At 61.9% G+C, this 16,398-nt stretch carries 12 protein-coding genes; 11 read left to right on the plus strand and 1 reads right to left on the minus strand.

Going from position 1 to position 16,398, the window contains the following annotated elements; translation table 11 throughout:
- Positions 1 to 372: 372 nt before the first annotated feature.
- Positions 373 to 1,167: a siderophore-interacting protein gene (locus ACUY3D_RS12540; RefSeq protein WP_448241209.1), complete on the minus strand. Its 795-nt coding sequence runs from the start codon at positions 1,165 to 1,167 to the stop codon at positions 373 to 375.
- 124 nt (positions 1,168 to 1,291) lie between these two features.
- On the opposite strand from ACUY3D_RS12540, the gene ACUY3D_RS12545 reads away from it, so the two are divergent.
- The 11 genes from ACUY3D_RS12545 to ACUY3D_RS12595 all read left to right on the plus strand — a co-directional run bounded on the left by ACUY3D_RS12545 (position 1,292) and on the right by ACUY3D_RS12595 (position 16,155).
- Positions 1,292 to 2,236 (plus strand): ABC transporter substrate-binding protein, encoded by a 945-nt coding sequence (locus ACUY3D_RS12545; protein WP_448241210.1) that lies wholly within the window; start codon positions 1,292 to 1,294, stop codon positions 2,234 to 2,236.
- Between the two features lie 66 nt (positions 2,237 to 2,302).
- Positions 2,303 to 3,271 carry a FecCD family ABC transporter permease gene (locus ACUY3D_RS12550; RefSeq protein ID WP_448241211.1) on the plus strand — a complete coding sequence of 323 codons (969 nt, stop codon included), beginning with the start codon at positions 2,303 to 2,305 and terminating at the stop codon, positions 3,269 to 3,271.
- Positions 3,268 to 4,320 (plus strand): FecCD family ABC transporter permease, encoded by a 1,053-nt coding sequence (locus ACUY3D_RS12555; RefSeq protein ID WP_070561725.1) that lies wholly within the window; start codon positions 3,268 to 3,270, stop codon positions 4,318 to 4,320. The genes ACUY3D_RS12550 and ACUY3D_RS12555 overlap by 4 nt, the downstream gene beginning before the upstream one ends.
- Entirely contained in the window at positions 4,317 to 5,120 is an 804-nt protein-coding gene (locus ACUY3D_RS12560; protein ID WP_448241212.1) for an ABC transporter ATP-binding protein, read from the plus strand. The genes ACUY3D_RS12555 and ACUY3D_RS12560 overlap by 4 nt, the downstream gene beginning before the upstream one ends.
- Positions 5,121 to 5,444: 324 nt before the next feature.
- Positions 5,445 to 5,966: a 50S ribosomal protein L10 gene (gene rplJ, locus ACUY3D_RS12565; protein ID WP_070520958.1), complete on the plus strand. Its 522-nt coding sequence runs from the start codon at positions 5,445 to 5,447 to the stop codon at positions 5,964 to 5,966.
- Between the two features lie 88 nt (positions 5,967 to 6,054).
- Positions 6,055 to 6,441, plus strand: coding sequence for a 50S ribosomal protein L7/L12 (gene rplL / locus ACUY3D_RS12570; RefSeq protein ID WP_070520955.1), 387 nt, complete (start codon positions 6,055 to 6,057; stop codon positions 6,439 to 6,441).
- A 211-nt stretch (positions 6,442 to 6,652) separates the two neighbouring features.
- Positions 6,653 to 6,886, plus strand: coding sequence for a type II toxin-antitoxin system RelE/ParE family toxin (locus ACUY3D_RS12575; RefSeq protein WP_231913979.1), 234 nt, complete (start codon positions 6,653 to 6,655; stop codon positions 6,884 to 6,886).
- Positions 6,864 to 7,208 (plus strand): HigA family addiction module antitoxin, encoded by a 345-nt coding sequence (locus ACUY3D_RS12580; RefSeq protein WP_448241213.1) that lies wholly within the window; start codon positions 6,864 to 6,866, stop codon positions 7,206 to 7,208. The genes ACUY3D_RS12575 and ACUY3D_RS12580 overlap by 23 nt, the downstream gene beginning before the upstream one ends.
- A 118-nt stretch (positions 7,209 to 7,326) precedes the next feature.
- The gene (gene pgfA / locus ACUY3D_RS12585; RefSeq protein WP_448241214.1) at positions 7,327 to 8,283 is read left to right on the plus strand and encodes a cell envelope lipid trafficking protein PgfA; all 957 of its coding nucleotides are present in this window, start codon (positions 7,327 to 7,329) and stop codon (positions 8,281 to 8,283) included.
- A gap of 294 nt (positions 8,284 to 8,577) precedes the next feature.
- Positions 8,578 to 12,057 (plus strand): DNA-directed RNA polymerase subunit beta, encoded by a 3,480-nt coding sequence (gene rpoB / locus ACUY3D_RS12590; RefSeq protein ID WP_070562632.1) that lies wholly within the window; start codon positions 8,578 to 8,580, stop codon positions 12,055 to 12,057.
- A gap of 102 nt (positions 12,058 to 12,159) precedes the next feature.
- Positions 12,160 to 16,155, plus strand: a complete 3,996-nt coding sequence (locus ACUY3D_RS12595; RefSeq protein ID WP_448241215.1) for a DNA-directed RNA polymerase subunit beta' — start codon at positions 12,160 to 12,162, stop codon at positions 16,153 to 16,155.
- The last annotated feature ends 243 nt before the right edge of the window (positions 16,156 to 16,398 follow it).

Below are 16,398 nucleotides of genomic sequence, written 5' to 3' on the forward strand. Positions count from 1 at the left end.
ACTTCCCCGGCGGTATTTCCGGCCCGAGGCTGGGGTATCCCTCCGGATAAGTGAAATCATCCTAATACCAGCACGCCAGACCAGCTAACCACCCAACCTCACCAACACATCCTGTCGTTTAGGCCGGATTCGGGACATGGGCTTGAGCGGAGATGCATCAGGCCTGGGGCAAACGCGGGCGCTGGATGTAGATGGTTCTAGTCACAAGGTTCTCTTGGGGGCAAACAAACCATCTGGGGGAGCGAAGAAGGTTCGTTTGGGGGCAAGTGAACCTTCTGACTGAAACCTCTTGACGGGAACCTTCTGATGGGAACCATGTGGAAGCGCACCGAGGCCCACTGCCGGTTAAAGGATTAGATGCGTGCGAAGGAATTACGGCCGCGGCTTGCCGTTCATCCAGTACACGGACCAAATGACGTCCTCGCGCGGCACTCCCCAGTCGTGCACCGCCAAAGAGCGCACTTCTTTGGCCAGGTCCCCTTCGCCGGATACCCACACTGAATCCGGCGCTGTGTCCGCAGAGAAACGAGAACTAAGAAGCTGAACGGCGTGGGCGCTGTGTTCCTCGTGCGGGGCGGCGACCATGGTGAGTGAACGAACCTGGCCGCGCCAGGTCTTCTCAAAGCCGTCCTCGATTTCGGAGTCGTCTGCAATTAGTGCAACGACGTCGATGCCACTCAAGGTTTCCGGGAAGGAGGCTTCGTAGTGCTCCAGGATGTGCCACAGTGCGGGGAGAGCGGAGGCGTCCGCGAGCAACAGCTGTGATTTCTTGGGTGCTTGCCACCGTGCTTGCCCGGTATAGATTCCGGCGGTATCCCCGGGTTGGGCCTTGCGGATCCACCGCGAGCCCGGGCCATTATCGCCATGGGTCACCACATCGACATCGATGGTGCAGGCCTCGTGGTTGAGCCTGCGGATTGTGTACCACCGCAACGCCGGGCGAACGTCGTCGGGCAAGCCAGTGACGGCGGCGCGCACATTGGCATCCTCAACTGGGAAGAGCGAAAACTCCTGCCCGTCCTGGGGCATGAGGAGCCCAAAATACTCATCAGGCCCGGCGAGGGGATAGGAGCCGAAGGCGGGCGAGTGAAAAGTAAGGCGGTGCAGCCGCGGCTTGAGGCGGGTATTCCCCGTGAGGGTAACGGGTAATAAGCGGTGATGCGTCAAAGGAATTGGTCCTAGGTATAAGGGAAATTTGAATCCATCATAAAGCAGAGGTTAGGCTTGCCTCAAATAGATTTGGGGTGTGACGGCTTGTGTGCTCGTTCCCATCGAAGGAAAGGTTAATTCCATGGTTGCTATTCACCGGCGCGCGAAAGCCGTGCTCGCGATTGTCTCGGCGGCAGCGATTGCTCTGACGGGGTGCTCGCGCGGAAGCGGTGAGGACAGTGCGGGTGCAGGCAGCGCTGAGGAGGTGCGGGTTGCCAGCCTGGGGCTTGGCGACGCCGATACTGTCCTCGCGCTCGGAATCACCCCCGTTGCCGTAGCGCCCTGGGGAGCGCAGGGCGATGGTGATCCCTCCGGTGTGGGCCCATGGGCGAAAGAACTTCTGGGAGATGCCCAGCCTGAGGTTATCTATAACACCGCTTCTGGGTTCACGGCCGATGTTCTTGAGCAGGTCACGGCTTCGGACCCCACGCAGATCATTGCTGTCAATCAGGCAGTGGACCAGGAAGCGCAGAAGTCCCTCGAGGAGATCGCGCCGCTGACCATGAAGCCGGAGGGCTTCGAAGACTGGCAGGTTCCCTGGGAAGAACAGGTTAAGACCATCGCCTCTGCCGTTGAGAAGGAAGAGGAGGGTGACAAGCTTATTGACAAGGCGCAAGGCGCCTTCGACGACTTCAAGGAATCTCACCCGGAGCTTAACGGCAAACGCGCGGCCATCGTCATGCCCTATGACGGAAAGCTGGGCCTCTACACTTCCGATGATGGCCGCGGTCAATTCATCGAAGACCTTGGCTTTGAGATTCCGCAGGAGCTGGAGGGGGATGGCTCGAGCTTCTTCGTGGACTACGCCCCAGAGAACTACTCCCAGCTCAACAACGTGGACTACCTGTTCGTCTTGGATTACAACGGTGCAGTCGACGAGCTGAAGAAGGATTCGACGTTCCAAGGCCTGGACGTGGTCAAGGATGGCCGCGTCCGCTACCTAGAAACGGATACCGGCAACGCCATGAGCATGCCGAACCCGCTCACCATTCCTTGGGCTGTCGATAAGTTTGAAGAGCAACTCTAAGTGCTCGCATTACCGAGAAACGCCGGGGCCACCCGCGGCGAGCTAGATTCGCGGGGGAGGGGACGCGTGCTCCTCACCACCGCTCTGGTTGTGGTTTCACTGCTCCTCCTCGCCTGCTCGCTGATGGTGGGATCGCGGTCCATCGCCTTGTCCGAGCTCCTTCCCGCCTTCTTCCATGAAAGCCAGCCGGAGATAGAAAATATCGTGTGGGACTTGCGTATGCCGCGCACGTTCTTGGCGTACTTCGCGGGTGCAGCCATTGCGGTCTCCGGTGTCATCGCCCAGACGTGGACCAAGAACCCCTTGGTCGATCCCGGCTTCATTGGTATCACTGCGGGAGCTTCCTTCCTTGTTGCGCTCGGGACGGCGTTGGGTCTTGCCACCTCGCTGGGGATGCGGACGGCGCTCGCCCTGGTGGGAGCCGGTTTGGCCACGGTAGTGGTTCTGGGTGTTTCCCGGCGGTTTCCTGATTCCCTGACGCTGCTCCTCGTGGGTGCAGGAGTATCGGCTGCCTTAAGCTCTGGCGCCATGCTGATCGGCTTGTATTCCACGGATGTGCTCGACAGCATGCGCCGCTGGACCATCGGCTCCACGTTTGGGCGCGGCCCCGGGGAGGTTGCGATTGCAGCCGGTGGTCTGCTCGTCGGGCTCATCATTGCCGCGAGTGTGGCGCGCCCGCTCGACTTATTGGCCATGGGTGAGGAGTCTTCGGTTGCCTTAGGTAGCTCGCCGGCACTGGCGCGCCGTGGCGCTGCCTTAAGCATCGTTGTCTTGGCCGGATGCGCTACCGCTGCGGCAGGCCCCATCGCTTTCGTGGGATTTGCCGTCCCCCACCTCCTCCGGCGGTGTACAGGTCCGGCGGTTGCCGCCATGATTGCCCCCGCCGCGCTGCTGGGCGGTTGTTCCGTGCTGGCTGCGGATATCTTAGGCCGGCTTATAGCTGGCCCCTCGGAGTTGGAGATGTCTATCGTCCTAGCTTTCGTGGGCGCACCTTTCCTCATCTGGACCGTGCGCCGAGGGGAGCAGAAGCTATGAGTTATGGGGTGAAGGGGGACGTCGCCAAGCGCCTGCGTTCCCAACAGCGACAGCGCCGGATATGGATATGGTCAGCCACCTGCTTCTTTGTGCTGGTCGCGGCAGTCTCCTACGTCCTGATGCTCGGGCAAGGCCCCGTGGGGCTGAGTCCGGGGCGGGTTCTGGAGATCCTCAACGGTGGTGGGAGCCGAAGCGAAATCCGCGTTGTGTGGGATCTGCGCATGCCCGTCGCGCTAGCAACCCTCATCGTGGGCGCCGCGCTCGGCTTGGCGGGGTCGTGGACGCAGTCGATGTCGCGCAATCCGCTGGCCTCCCCCGACATCCTTGGTGTGACCGGTGGGGCTTCGGTGATGGTGGTCATCGGGACGGTGATGTCCCGGCCGCTCCTCGCAGAGGGTGTCTCCGTGTTCTGGTGGCGGGCGGGGCTCGCGCTGCTGGGGGCGGTGTTGGCGGCCATCTTGCTGGTGGCGCTTGGCGGGCTCGGCACGAGCAACCGCATCGTCATCGTCGGCATCGCGCTATCGCTGCTGTTCCAAGCCATGGTGGCGTATCTCTTGCGCGCTGCGGAGCTCCTCCGTGCTGCACAGTCCCAGCTGTGGCTGGCGGGAACCACGGGCTTTGTGCGGATGGACGTCATTGTTCCGCTTCTCGTGGGACTGGCGCCTTTCGTGTTGCTTGGTTCGTGGCGTGCCCGGGAGCTGCCGCTGCTAGCCCATGATGATCTCTCGGCACTCTCCTTGGGCGTGGACATCACGCGGACGCGCACCGCGCTCCTCATTGCGGCCACCGGAATATGCGCGGTGACCGTGTCCGTGGCGGGGCCCATCGGCTTTATCGCGCTGCTGGCCCCACACCTCGGACGCATGATCGCCCGAACCCCCACTCCTTCACCGGTGGTGTCGTGCGCTGCTGGTGCGGCTCTCTTAAGCGCCTGCGCCGTGGTGGCCGGGGCGCTCCCGATGGACGCGCCGGTGGGTGCTGTGTCCTCAGTGATCGGCGGCACCGCCCTGGTCATCGTGGTGTGGAATGCCGCAAGGCGGAAAGGATGAAAATCATGAACTGTTGCGAGCTGAAGGCCCAAGGCATCCATGCCGGTTATCAGGGCGGGAAAGATATTCTCTCCGGGGTTGACCTCGCGGCTCAACCAGGGGAGGTCACCACGCTCATCGGCCCCAACGGCTGCGGGAAATCGACGTTGCTGAAGACCTTGTCGAAGATTCTTCGCCCCCGGCAGGGAAGCGTGCGCATTGGCGAGTTGGATGTGCATTCCATGAGCCCGAAGGAAGCGGCGGCCCACGTGGCCTTGCTTCCCCAGCACCCGATGGCGCCGGATGGGCTGCGCGTCGGCGAGCTCGTTGCCCGCGGGCGGTACGCGCACCTTGGGTGGGGAAGGGGACTGTCAGCGCAGGACCACGAGATCATCGCGCAGGCCTGCGTGGAGACAGGCATCACCGATTTCATCGACCGCGATATCGCGGCGCTGTCGGGCGGCCAGCGTCAGCGGGTGTGGCTCGCCCTGGCTTTGGCTCAGGACGCGCCGGTGCTGCTTCTCGACGAACCCACGACCTTCCTCGATCCCGCCCACGCGATGGGTGTCTTGGAGCTCGTCCGCAAGCAAGCGCGCGCTGGCAAGACGGTCGTCGTTGTGCTGCACGACCTCATGCTGGCCGGGCAGTTCTCAGACACCATGGTGGTCATGAACAACGGCGAGATCATCGCGCGGGGCACGCCGCAGCAAGCGTTGACGAAAGAGGTGCTGGCGGCGGCCTATGGCATCGATGTGGACATCTGGGAGGATCCTCGCAGCGATGCCCCCGTCATCGTTCCGCGCGGTGTGCTCAAGAACTAAAGGGCACTAAGGCAAAGCCCCAGGACCGCGATTTGGAGTTGGCCCGTGCAGGCTGTAGAGTACCTAGCGAAGTTTGAACGGCCCGCTGAGGCCGAGTCAAAGTTCACCGAAGACCGTCGGTCATCCGGAATATCGGATCGAAGGTTCCTCGTTCTAGAGGGCGGCCCACGCAGGAGACACTTTGCGAATTACCGCGGATTTCCGCGCGCGCCCTGTGCTCTTGCACGGGGCTTTTGTTATTTCGGTTGTCGTTAACGGCAACCGAGGTGGGAAAGGTCCCGGCGGAAAACACAAGAGATGTTTCGAAAGGAGGCGTAGTAGAAAATGGCAAACCCGAAGAACACCGCAGACCTGGCAAAGCTGAAGGAGAAGCTCGATGGCGCTAACTCCATCGTGCTCACCGAGTACCGTGGCCTGACCGTGGGTCAGCTCCAGGAGCTGCGTAACAACCTCGGCTTTGACGTTGAGTACTCCGTCGCCAAGAACACCCTTTTCAAGATCGCTGCCAACGAAGCTGGCATCGAGGGTCTTGACGAGCAGCTGACTGGCCCGACCGCTATTGCGTTCATCAAGGGCGAGGCAGTGGATGCTGCGAAGGTCATCACCAAGTTCGCTGATGACAACAAGGCACTCGTTATCAAGGGTGGCTACATGGACGGCGACGCTCTGTCTGCCGACCAGGTTGAGGCCATCGCCAAGCTGGACAACCGCGAGACCACTCTCGCAAAGCTGGCTGGCGCCATGAAGGGTTCTATGGCAAAGGCTGCCGCCGTATTCAACGCTCCTGCAACCAAGATGGTCCGCACCGCTGCGGCCCTGCAGGACAAGAAGGCTGCGGAAGCTTAAGACGCCAACTAAAGGCGCACAACTTAAACACACACACACTTTTCTGGCCGCCTAGGGTGGCCAGGCACAATGAGAAAGGATGCCAATCATGGCTAAGCTCACCAAGGACGAGCTCATTGAAGCTTTCAAGGAAATGACCCTCATCGAGCTCTCCGAGTTCGTTAAGGAATTCGAGGAGGTCTTCGACGTTGAGGCCGCTGCTCCGGTTGCTGCCGTTGCTGCTGGTGCCCCGGCTGCCGGCGGTGCTGCTGAGGAAGAGAAGACCGAGTTCGACGTCGTTCTGACCGACGCTGGCGCTAAGAAGATCGGCGTTATTAAGGCTGTCCGCGAGATCGTCTCCGGCCTGGGCCTGAAGGAAGCTAAGGAGCTCGTTGAGTCCGCTCCGAAGGCTATCCTCGAGGGTGCTTCCAAGGACGACGCTGAGGCTGCTAAGGCTAAGCTCGAAGAGGCTGGCGCTTCCGTCGAGCTCAAGTAATTCACCTGAATTACTCAGCTTTCCCGCGCAGCACTCTCGCTGCGCGCCAACACCCCCGTTCCGCTTTTACGCGGTGCGGGGGTGTTCCCGTTTTGATGGGTCCCCGGATTCTAAGGATTGCGTGTCAGATCTTGACACTAGGGTCAAAAGGAGACACTATTGGGGTGTGCAATTTCGGCGTAGAAGTCTCGAGCGGTTCCATCAGGATGGTGTGCCGCCGCGATATATTCCATCGGAATTGCGCTCGGTAGTGCGCCGCAAGTTACTTATGATTGGGCGGTCTGTAAATGTCACGGACCTTCGGATTCCACCAGCAAATCGGTTGGAGCGGCTCAAGGGTGACCTTGAGGGCTACTACTCAATTCGCGTCAACTCGCAGTGGCGCATCATATTCAAGTGGACACCCGAAGGAGCTGTTGACGTTGACTTTATCGACTACCACTGAAGCACGCGCTCATGTTGATGTTGTTCCCGTTCCGCATCCCGGAGAGATCCTTCTCCTAGAATTCCTCAAGCCCTGCGGAATAACCCAGTATCGCCTGGCCAGTGACATTGGCACTACCCGTTCCCAAGTTTCCAAAATTACCCGCGGGGCGCTCGGTATCAGTGCCGATATGGCTTTGCGTTTGTCGGCTTACTTTGGGAATTCCGCGGAGTTCTGGCTCGGACTCCAAGAGGAATACGATCTGTGGAAAGCTCGCCAGACTACGGACACCAGCGCCATCGTTCCGTGGAATCACGAAGACGAATCTGCTTCTCGTTCATAGCATTCGCTCAATCGTGCTCACCTCGGGGTTGGTGCACCCGCACCGTAGCTGCACAAAACTGAAACGCACCCTCCGGGGAAATGTGTTTTGAACAAACGAATCGGTAGGATAAGCCACCATGCTGCCCAAGTCCCGCATCTTCTCCGTCCTCCTGCTCGGCCTCGGCGTTGCGCTGATCGCTGCCGGCCTGGCGGCGTCGAGCTTCTTGAGCTTTAGCCCGCGCCTGCCACTGGATATCAAGAACACCACGTGGACGATGCAGGATGACAGCGCCACCGCGCAGGCGCTGTCCGCAGAGGGTGTGACGCAGTACGAAGGGCCGATGACCTATCAGCTCAACATGGATATCCAGGATCCGGCGGACAAGGACACCGCAACGTTGCGAGTGGGGGAGTCCGCCATCCGCGGCGGCACGGGCAACGTGGAGGACTTGAGCTTTGCGCGCGTGTGGAACTACCCCGTCGATCGCCTCAGCGGTGAGGCCACGGGCCCGGCGGCGCTCTCCCACACCATGGGCTCGCCCACGGCGGAGGTTCCCGTCGAGGGCTACTGGCTGAAGCTTCCCGCCGATGCTGAGCAAACCACCTACCCGGTCTTCGACCCGGTGCTGCGCAAGGCGGCCGACGCCGTCTTCGAGGAATCCCTCGATATCGACGGCCGCACGGTCTACCGCTACCACCAGGAAGTGGAGCCCACCAATGTGGCTACCCTCTATGCCGGCAGCACGACGACCACGCTGAGCAATGAGGACGGCTCCACCGAGCAAGGCTACCTCTTCCACGCAGCAACGCGGGACCTCTTCGTGGACCAGGCCACCGGACTCGTCGTGGGCATGGATGTCGATATCAAGGACTACTGGGCAGACCGCGAGGGCAATGAGCGCGAGGTGCAGTTCGCCTTCAATGGTGCAACTGATGAGGAATCCCGCGCGGAGATGCTCCAGCAAGCTGAGCGCTTCCCGCGGAGTGCTGTGGGGCAGTGGGTGCGCTGGGGTGGCCTTGGCATTGGCGCGCTTCTGGTGCTGCTTGGGGCGCTGGGCGCTTTTCGCCGTCCCACCAACCGCCACACCCGCTAGCCGCGTGTGCTAGAGGTCCGCGCCTGCGGATCTCCGAAGCGACACGCCGGCGGCACGTTTCGCCTTTACAAGGCCGCCATTATGCTATAGGCTATTTCGTTGCGCTGGAATCTGGATCTTTAGTGCACATTTAGCCTTTCGAGCGGTGATGGCAAAACCGACTTGACAAGGTGATTTTGTGCATTCTAAACCCAGTCGTTCCACAGCAGACCGAATGCTAAATCTACCAGCGGTTTTGCACCTCACCGGCCAGGGTGGGGAGGCAATCCGCCAGAGGTACTGGAAGGACCCATCTTGGCAGTCTCCCGCCAGACCAAGTCAGTGGCCAACATCCCTGGAGCCCCGAAGCGATACTCCTTCGCTAAAATCAGCGAGCCCATCGCTGTCCCGGGCCTCCTTGATCTACAACTCGATTCTTACGCGTGGCTCATCGGCACCCCCGAGTGGCGCGAGCGCGAGCAGGCAGAGCGCGGCGAAGACGCACGCGTGACGAGCGGCCTTGAGGATATCCTCGAGGAGCTTTCTCCGATCCAGGATTACTCGGGCAACATGTCCCTGTCCCTGTCGGAGCCTCGCTTCGAGCCGGTGAAGAACACCGTGGACGAGTGCAAAGAGAAGGACATCAACTACTCGGCGCCACTGTACGTCACCGCAGAATTCATCAACAACGACACCCAGGAGATTAAGTCCCAGACCGTCTTCATCGGCGATTTCCCGATGATGACTGAGAAGGGCACCTTCATCGTCAACGGCACCGAGCGCGTTATCGTCTCGCAGCTCGTGCGTTCCCCGGGTGTGTACTTCGACCAGACCATCGACAAGTCCACCGAGCGCCCGCTGCACTCCGTGAAGGTCATTCCTTCCCGCGGTGCGTGGCTCGAGTTTGACGTCGACAAGCGCGACACCGTTGGCGTGCGCATCGACCGCAAGCGTCGCCAGCCGGTCACCGTGCTGCTCAAGGCCCTGGGTTGGTCCGAGGAGCAGATCAAGGAGCGCTTCGGCTTCTCCGAGCTCATGATGTCCACCCTCGAGTCCGATGGCGTGGCCAACACCGACGAGGCTCTGCTGGAGATCTACCGCAAGCAGCGCCCGGGCGAGCAGCCCACGCGCGACCTCGCGCAGGCACTGCTGGATAACTCCTTCTTCCGCGCCAAGCGCTACGACCTGGCCAAGGTTGGCCGCTACAAGGTCAACCGCAAGCTCGGCCTGGGCGGTGACCACGACGGTCTGATGACCCTGACCGAGGAAGACATCGCCGTCACCCTCGAGTACCTCGTGCGCCTGCACGCCGGTGAGCGTGAGATGAAGGCCCCGAACGGTGAGATGATCGCCATCCACACCGACGACATCGACCACTTTGGTAACCGTCGTCTGCGCACCGTGGGCGAGCTCATCCAGAACCAGGTCCGCGTGGGCCTGTCCCGCATGGAGCGCGTCGTCCGCGAGCGCATGACCACCCAGGACGCGGAGTCGATTACCCCGACCTCCCTGATTAACGTCCGCCCGGTCTCCGCCGCCATCCGCGAGTTCTTCGGTACCTCCCAGCTCTCGCAGTTCATGGACCAGAACAACTCCCTGTCCGGTCTGACCCACAAGCGCCGCCTGTCCGCGCTGGGCCCGGGCGGTCTGTCCCGTGAGCGCGCCGGCATCGAGGTGCGAGACGTTCACGCTTCGCACTACGGCCGCATGTGCCCGATTGAGACCCCTGAGGGTCCGAACATTGGTCTGATCGGTTCCCTGGCCTCCTATGCCCGCGTCAATGCCTTCGGCTTCATCGAGACTCCGTACCGCAAGGTTGTGGACGGCAAGGTCACCGACCAGGTGGAGTACCTCACCGCCGATGAAGAGGATCGCTACGCCATCGCGCAGGCCGAGGTGGAGAAGGATGCCGACGGCACCCTGACCGGCGACCGCATCGAGGTCCGCCTCAAGGACGGCGATATCGGCGTGACCGACGCTTCCGGCGTTGACTACGTTGACGTCTCCCCGCGCCAGATGGTGTCTGTGGCAACCGCCATGATTCCGTTCCTCGAGCACGACGACGCTAACCGTGCCCTCATGGGCGCGAACATGCAGCGCCAGGCCGTGCCGCTGGTTCGCTCCGAGGCCCCGTACGTGGGCACCGGTATGGAGCAGCGCGCAGCTTATGACGCCGGTGACCTCATCATCACCCCGAAGGCGGGCGTGGTGGAGAACGTCACCGCGGACCTCATCACCATCATGGATGACGAGGGCCAGCGCGATACCTACATGCTGCGCAAGTTCGAGCGCACCAACCAGAACACCAACTACAACCAGACCCCGCTGGTGTCCCTGGGTGAGCGTGTCGAGGCGGGCCAGGTGCTTGCCGACGGCCCCGGTACCCACAACGGTGAGATGTCCCTCGGCCGCAACCTGCTGGTCGCCTTCATGCCGTGGGAAGGCCACAACTACGAGGACGCCATCATCCTCAACCAGCGCATCGTGGAGGAGGACATCCTCACCTCGATCCACATCGAGGAGCACGAGATCGATGCTCGCGATACCAAGCTGGGACCGGAGGAGATCACCCGCGAGATCCCGAACGTCTCCGATGACGTCCTGCGTGACCTCGATGAGCGCGGCATCGTCCGCATCGGCGCCGACGTCCGCGCGGGCGACATCCTCGTCGGTAAGGTCACCCCGAAGGGTGAAACCGAGCTGACCCCGGAGGAGCGCCTCCTGCGCGCCATCTTCGGTGAGAAGGCCCGCGAGGTCCGCGATACCTCGATGAAGGTGCCGCACGGTGAGACCGGTAAGGTCATCGGCGTCTCCCGCTTCTCCCGCGAGGATGACGACGACCTGGCCCCGGGCGTCAACGAGATGATCCGCGTCTACGTGGCTCAGAAGCGCAAGATCCAGGACGGCGATAAGCTCGCCGGCCGCCACGGCAACAAGGGCGTTGTGGGCAAGATCCTCCCGCCGGAGGATATGCCGTTCATGGAGGATGGCACCCCGGTGGACATCATCCTCAACACCCACGGTGTGCCGCGTCGTATGAACATTGGACAGGTTCTCGAGGTTCACCTCGGCTGGCTGGCACACGCCGGTTGGAAGATCGACACCGAGGACCCGGCCAACGCCGAGCTGCTCAAGACCCTGCCGGAAGAGCTCTACGACGTCCCGCCGGAGTCGCTCACCGCAACCCCGGTCTTCGACGGTGCCACCAACGAGGAGATCTCTCGCCTGCTGGCTTCCTCCAAGCCGAACCGCGATGGTGACGTCATGGTGGATGAGCACGGTAAGGCCCGCCTCTTCGACGGCCGCTCCGGCGAGCCGTACATGTACCCGGTCTCCGTCGGCTACATGTACATGCTCAAGCTGCACCACCTCGTCGACGAGAAGATCCACGCCCGCTCCACCGGCCCGTACTCCATGATTACCCAGCAGCCGCTGGGTGGTAAGGCACAGTTCGGTGGCCAGCGTTTCGGCGAGATGGAGGTGTGGGCAATGCAGGCATATGGCGCTGCCTACACCCTGCAGGAGCTGTTGACCATCAAGTCGGATGACGTGGTCGGCCGCGTCAAGGTCTACGAGGCCATTGTCAAGGGTGACAACATCCCGGATCCGGGTATTCCGGAGTCCTTCAAGGTCCTTCTCAAGGAGCTGCAGTCCCTCTGCCTGAACGTGGAGGTTCTCTCCACCGACGGCACCCCGATGGAACTGTCTGGCTCCGACGATGATGACATGGACGGCGCTCCGTCCCTGGGCATTAACCTGTCCCGCGACGAGCGCTCCGACGCAGACATCGCCTAGCTTCTTGGTCCGCCGCATTTACTGGCGGCGGGCATAACGAAACACCACCTACATACAAAGCCATCAACTTCCCCCTGACGGGGGATGAAAGGGAGACATTACGTGTTTGACGTAAATCTCTTCGACGAGCTCCGCATCGGGCTGGCCACGGCCGAGGACATCCGTCGCTGGTCCAAGGGCGAGGTCAAGAAACCCGAGACCATTAACTACCGCACCCTCAAGCCGGAGAAGGACGGCCTCTTCTGTGAGCGCATCTTCGGCCCGACCCGCGACTGGGAGTGCTCCTGCGGTAAGTACAAGCGCGTGCGCTACAAGGGCATCATCTGTGAGCGCTGTGGCGTCGAGGTGACCAAGTCCAAGGTGCGCCGTGAGCGCATGGGCCACATCGAGTTGGCCGCGCCGGTTACCCACATCTGGTACTTCAAGGGCGTTCCTTCCCGCCTGGGCTACCTGCTGGACCTGGCTCCGAAGGACCTCGAGCGCATCATCTACTTCGCTGCCAACATCATCACCTCCGTGGACGAGGAAGCTCGCCACAATGACCAGTCCACTCTGGAAGCAGAGATGCTTCTGGAGAAGAAGGACGTGGAGGACGACGTCGAGGCAGAGATCGCCGAGCGCGCTGCCAAGCTCGAGCAGGATCTGGCCGAGCTGGAGGCCGCCGGCGCTAAGGCCGACGCCCGCCGCAAGGTCCAGAACGCTGCCGATAAGGAAATGCAGCACATCCGCGAGCGCGGTGAGCGCGAGGTTGCTCGCCTCGACGAAATCTGGAACACCTTCATCAAGCTTGCTCCGAAGCAGATGATCATCGATGAGACCATCTACGAAGAGCTCGTTGACCGCTACGAGGATTACTTCACCGGCGGCATGGGTGCTGAGGCCATCCAGACCCTCATCCGCAACTTCGACCTCGAGGCCGAGGCTGAGGTTCTCAAGGAGATCATCAACAACGGCAAGGGCCAGAAGAAGATGCGTGCCCTGAAGCGCCTGAAGGTCGTCGCGGCCTTCCTGCGCTCGGGCAACGACCCGGCCGGCATGGTGCTCGACGCCATCCCGGTGATCCCGCCGGAGCTGCGCCCGATGGTGCAGCTGGACGGTGGCCGCTTCGCCACCTCCGACCTCAACGACCTCTACCGTCGCGTGATCAACCGCAACAACCGCCTCAAGCGCATGATTGACCTCGGTGCCCCCGAGATCATCGTGAACAACGAGAAGCGCATGCTGCAGGAGTCCGTCGACGCCCTCTTCGACAACGGCCGTCGCGGCCGTCCGGTCACCGGTCCGGGCAACCGCCCGCTGAAGTCCCTGTCTGACCTGCTCAAGGGTAAGCAGGGCCGCTTCCGCCAGAACCTGCTGGGTAAGCGCGTGGACTACTCCGGCCGTTCCGTGATTATCGTCGGCCCGCAGCTCAAGCTGCACGAGTGCGGTCTGCCGAAGCTCATGGCTCTGGAGCTGTTCAAGCCCTTCGTCATGAAGCGCCTGGTAGAAAACGACTACGCGCAGAACATCAAGTCCGCCAAGCGCATGGTGGAGCGCCAGCGCCCCGAGGTGTGGGACGTCCTCGAAGAGGCCATTTCCGAGCACCCGGTGATGCTGAACCGTGCACCGACCCTGCACCGCCTGGGTATCCAGGCCTTCGAGCCGAAGCTCGTCGAAGGTAAGGCCATCCAGCTGCACCCGCTGGCTTGTGAGGCTTTCAACGCCGACTTCGACGGTGACCAGATGGCAGTCCACCTGCCGCTGTCCGCCGAGGCACAGGCTGAGGCACGCGTCCTCATGCTGGCTTCCAACAACATTCTGTCCCCGGCTTCCGGTAAGCCGCTGGCTATGCCGCGTCTGGATATGGTTACCGGCCTGTACTACCTCACCATGGACAAGGGTGAGGACGAGATCGGTGGCGAGGGCCGTTATCGCCCCGCCACGGAGGACCGTCCGGAGCAGGGCGTGTACTCCTCCTACGCGGAGGCCATCATGGCTCGCGACCGCGGCGTTCTGGGCCTGCAGGCCCCGATCAAGGTCCGCATCTCCCACCTGCGCCCGCCGGCAGACATCGAGGCAGAGCACTTCCCGGATGGTTGGCAGAAGGGCCAGGCATGGCTCGCTGAGACCACCCTGGGCCGCATCATGTTCAACGACCTGCTGCCGTGGAACTACCCGTACCTCGAGGGCGTCATGGTCCGTAAGGGCGGCGCTGGCAACAAGATGCTGCTCGGTGACGTCATTAATGACCTCGCCGCGAAGTACCCGATGATTACCGTTGCCCAGGTTCTGGACAAGATGAAGGACGCTGGCTTCTACTGGGCCACCCGTTCCGGCGTGACCATCACCATGCACGACGTGCTGGTCCTCCCGAATAAGCACGAGGTGCTTGAGTCCTACGAGAAGGAAGCCGAGCGCATCGAGCGTAAGTACTGGGAGCAGGGTGCTCTGACCGAGCGCGAGCGCTACGACCGCCTGGTTGAGCTGTGGAAGGACGCCACGGACACCGTGGGTAACGCCGTCGAGGAGCTGTACCCCGACGACAACCCGATTCCGATGATCGTGAAGTCCGGTGCTGCCGGTAACATGCGTCAGATCTGGACCCTGGCCGGCATGAAGGGCATGGTTGTGAACTCCAAGGGTGACTACATCACCCGTCCGATTAAGACCTCCTTCCGTGAAGGCCTGTCGGTTCTGGAGTACTTCAACAACTCGCACGGTTCCCGTAAGGGCCTGGCGGATACCGCTCTGCGTACCGCTGACTCCGGCTACCTCACCCGTCGTCTGGTGGACGTGGCGCAGGACGTCATCGTCCGCGAGGAGGACTGTGGCACCCGTCAGGGCGTGCGCGTACCGCTCGGCGTCGAGGTTGCCCCTGGCTCCTACGACCTGCATGAGCTGTGGGAGACCTCCGCATCCGGCCGCGTCGTGGCTAACGACGTCAAGGACGCCAACGGCGAGGTCATCGCTGAGGCAGGCGCCGACCTGACCGAGGAGCTCAGCCGCAAGATCGTCAACGCTGGCGTTCTGGAGATCAAGGTTCGCTCCGTGCTGACCTGCCAGACCCCGGCCGGTGTTTGCGCGAAGTGCTACGGCAAGTCCATGGCCTCCGGCCAGTTGGTCGATATTGGCGAGGCAGTCGGCATCGTGGCCGCACAGTCCATTGGTGAGCCGGGTACCCAGCTGACCATGCGTACCTTCCACCAGGGTGGTGTCGGTGGCGATATTACCGGTGGTCTGCCGCGTGTTCAGGAGCTCTTTGAGGCCCGTAACCCGAAGAACCGTGCTCCTATCGCTTCCGTCGACGGCACCGTGTCCCTGTCGGATGAGGGCAACTTCTGGACGCTGACCATCACCCCTGATGATGGCTCCGACAACGTCGTTTACGAGAAGCTGTCGAAGCGCCAGGGCCTGGCTCAGGTCCGCCGCCCGATGGAGTCCAACCCGGACGCCATGATTGAGCGCTCCCTGCGCGACGGTGACCACGTCAGCACCGGTGACCGCCTCATGCGTGGTGCGGCTGACCCGCACGACGTGCTGGAGGTCCTCGGCCGCCGCGGTGTGGAGAAGCACCTCATCGACGAGGTCCAGGCCGTCTACCGTGCACAGGGTGTGGCCATCCACGACAAGCACATCGAGATCATCATCCGCCAGATGCTGCGTCGCGGTACGGTCATCGACGCCGGTACCACCGACTTGCTGCCGGGCAACCTCATTGACCTCTCTGAGGCCAAGCAGGTTAACGCTGCTCAGGTTGCTGAGGGTGGCCAGCCGGCACAGCTGCGCAGTGAGATCATGGGTATTACCAAGGCCTCCCTGGCTACGGAGTCCTGGCTGTCCGCGGCCTCCTTCCAGGAGACCACGCGTGTGCTTACCGACGCCGCCATCAACAAGCGCTCGGATCAGCTCATTGGTCTGAAGGAGAACGTCATCATCGGTAAGCTGATTCCGGCCGGTACGGGTATTTCCCGCTACCGCAACATCAGCGTCAAGCCGACTGAGGCCGCACGTAACGCTGCGTACTCCATCCCGACCTACGGTGATTCCATCTACGGCGACGATGGCTTTGGTGAGTTCACCGGCGCTTCTGTCCCGCTGGAGGAGGACTACACCTTCTAGGTGTAAAGCCGCGTGAGGCGCGCCGAAGTTAACCAATAAAGGCTGTCTTTCCGTTGCCCCCCGTCACTGCCCCCTTAAACAGGGTAGTGGCGGGGGTATTTTATTTGGGGCCAAAGCGCGGATTCTAAGGATCGTGGAAACACCTGACCTTGATTGGTGGTGTTTGTGGTGTCGAGTCGTTGGGATCCTTCGCCGGATGTGGTGGAGCAGCTATGTTGCTTGGTTTCAGGTGGTCGTAGTGTG

The organism is Corynebacterium guaraldiae, from assembly GCF_053480195.1.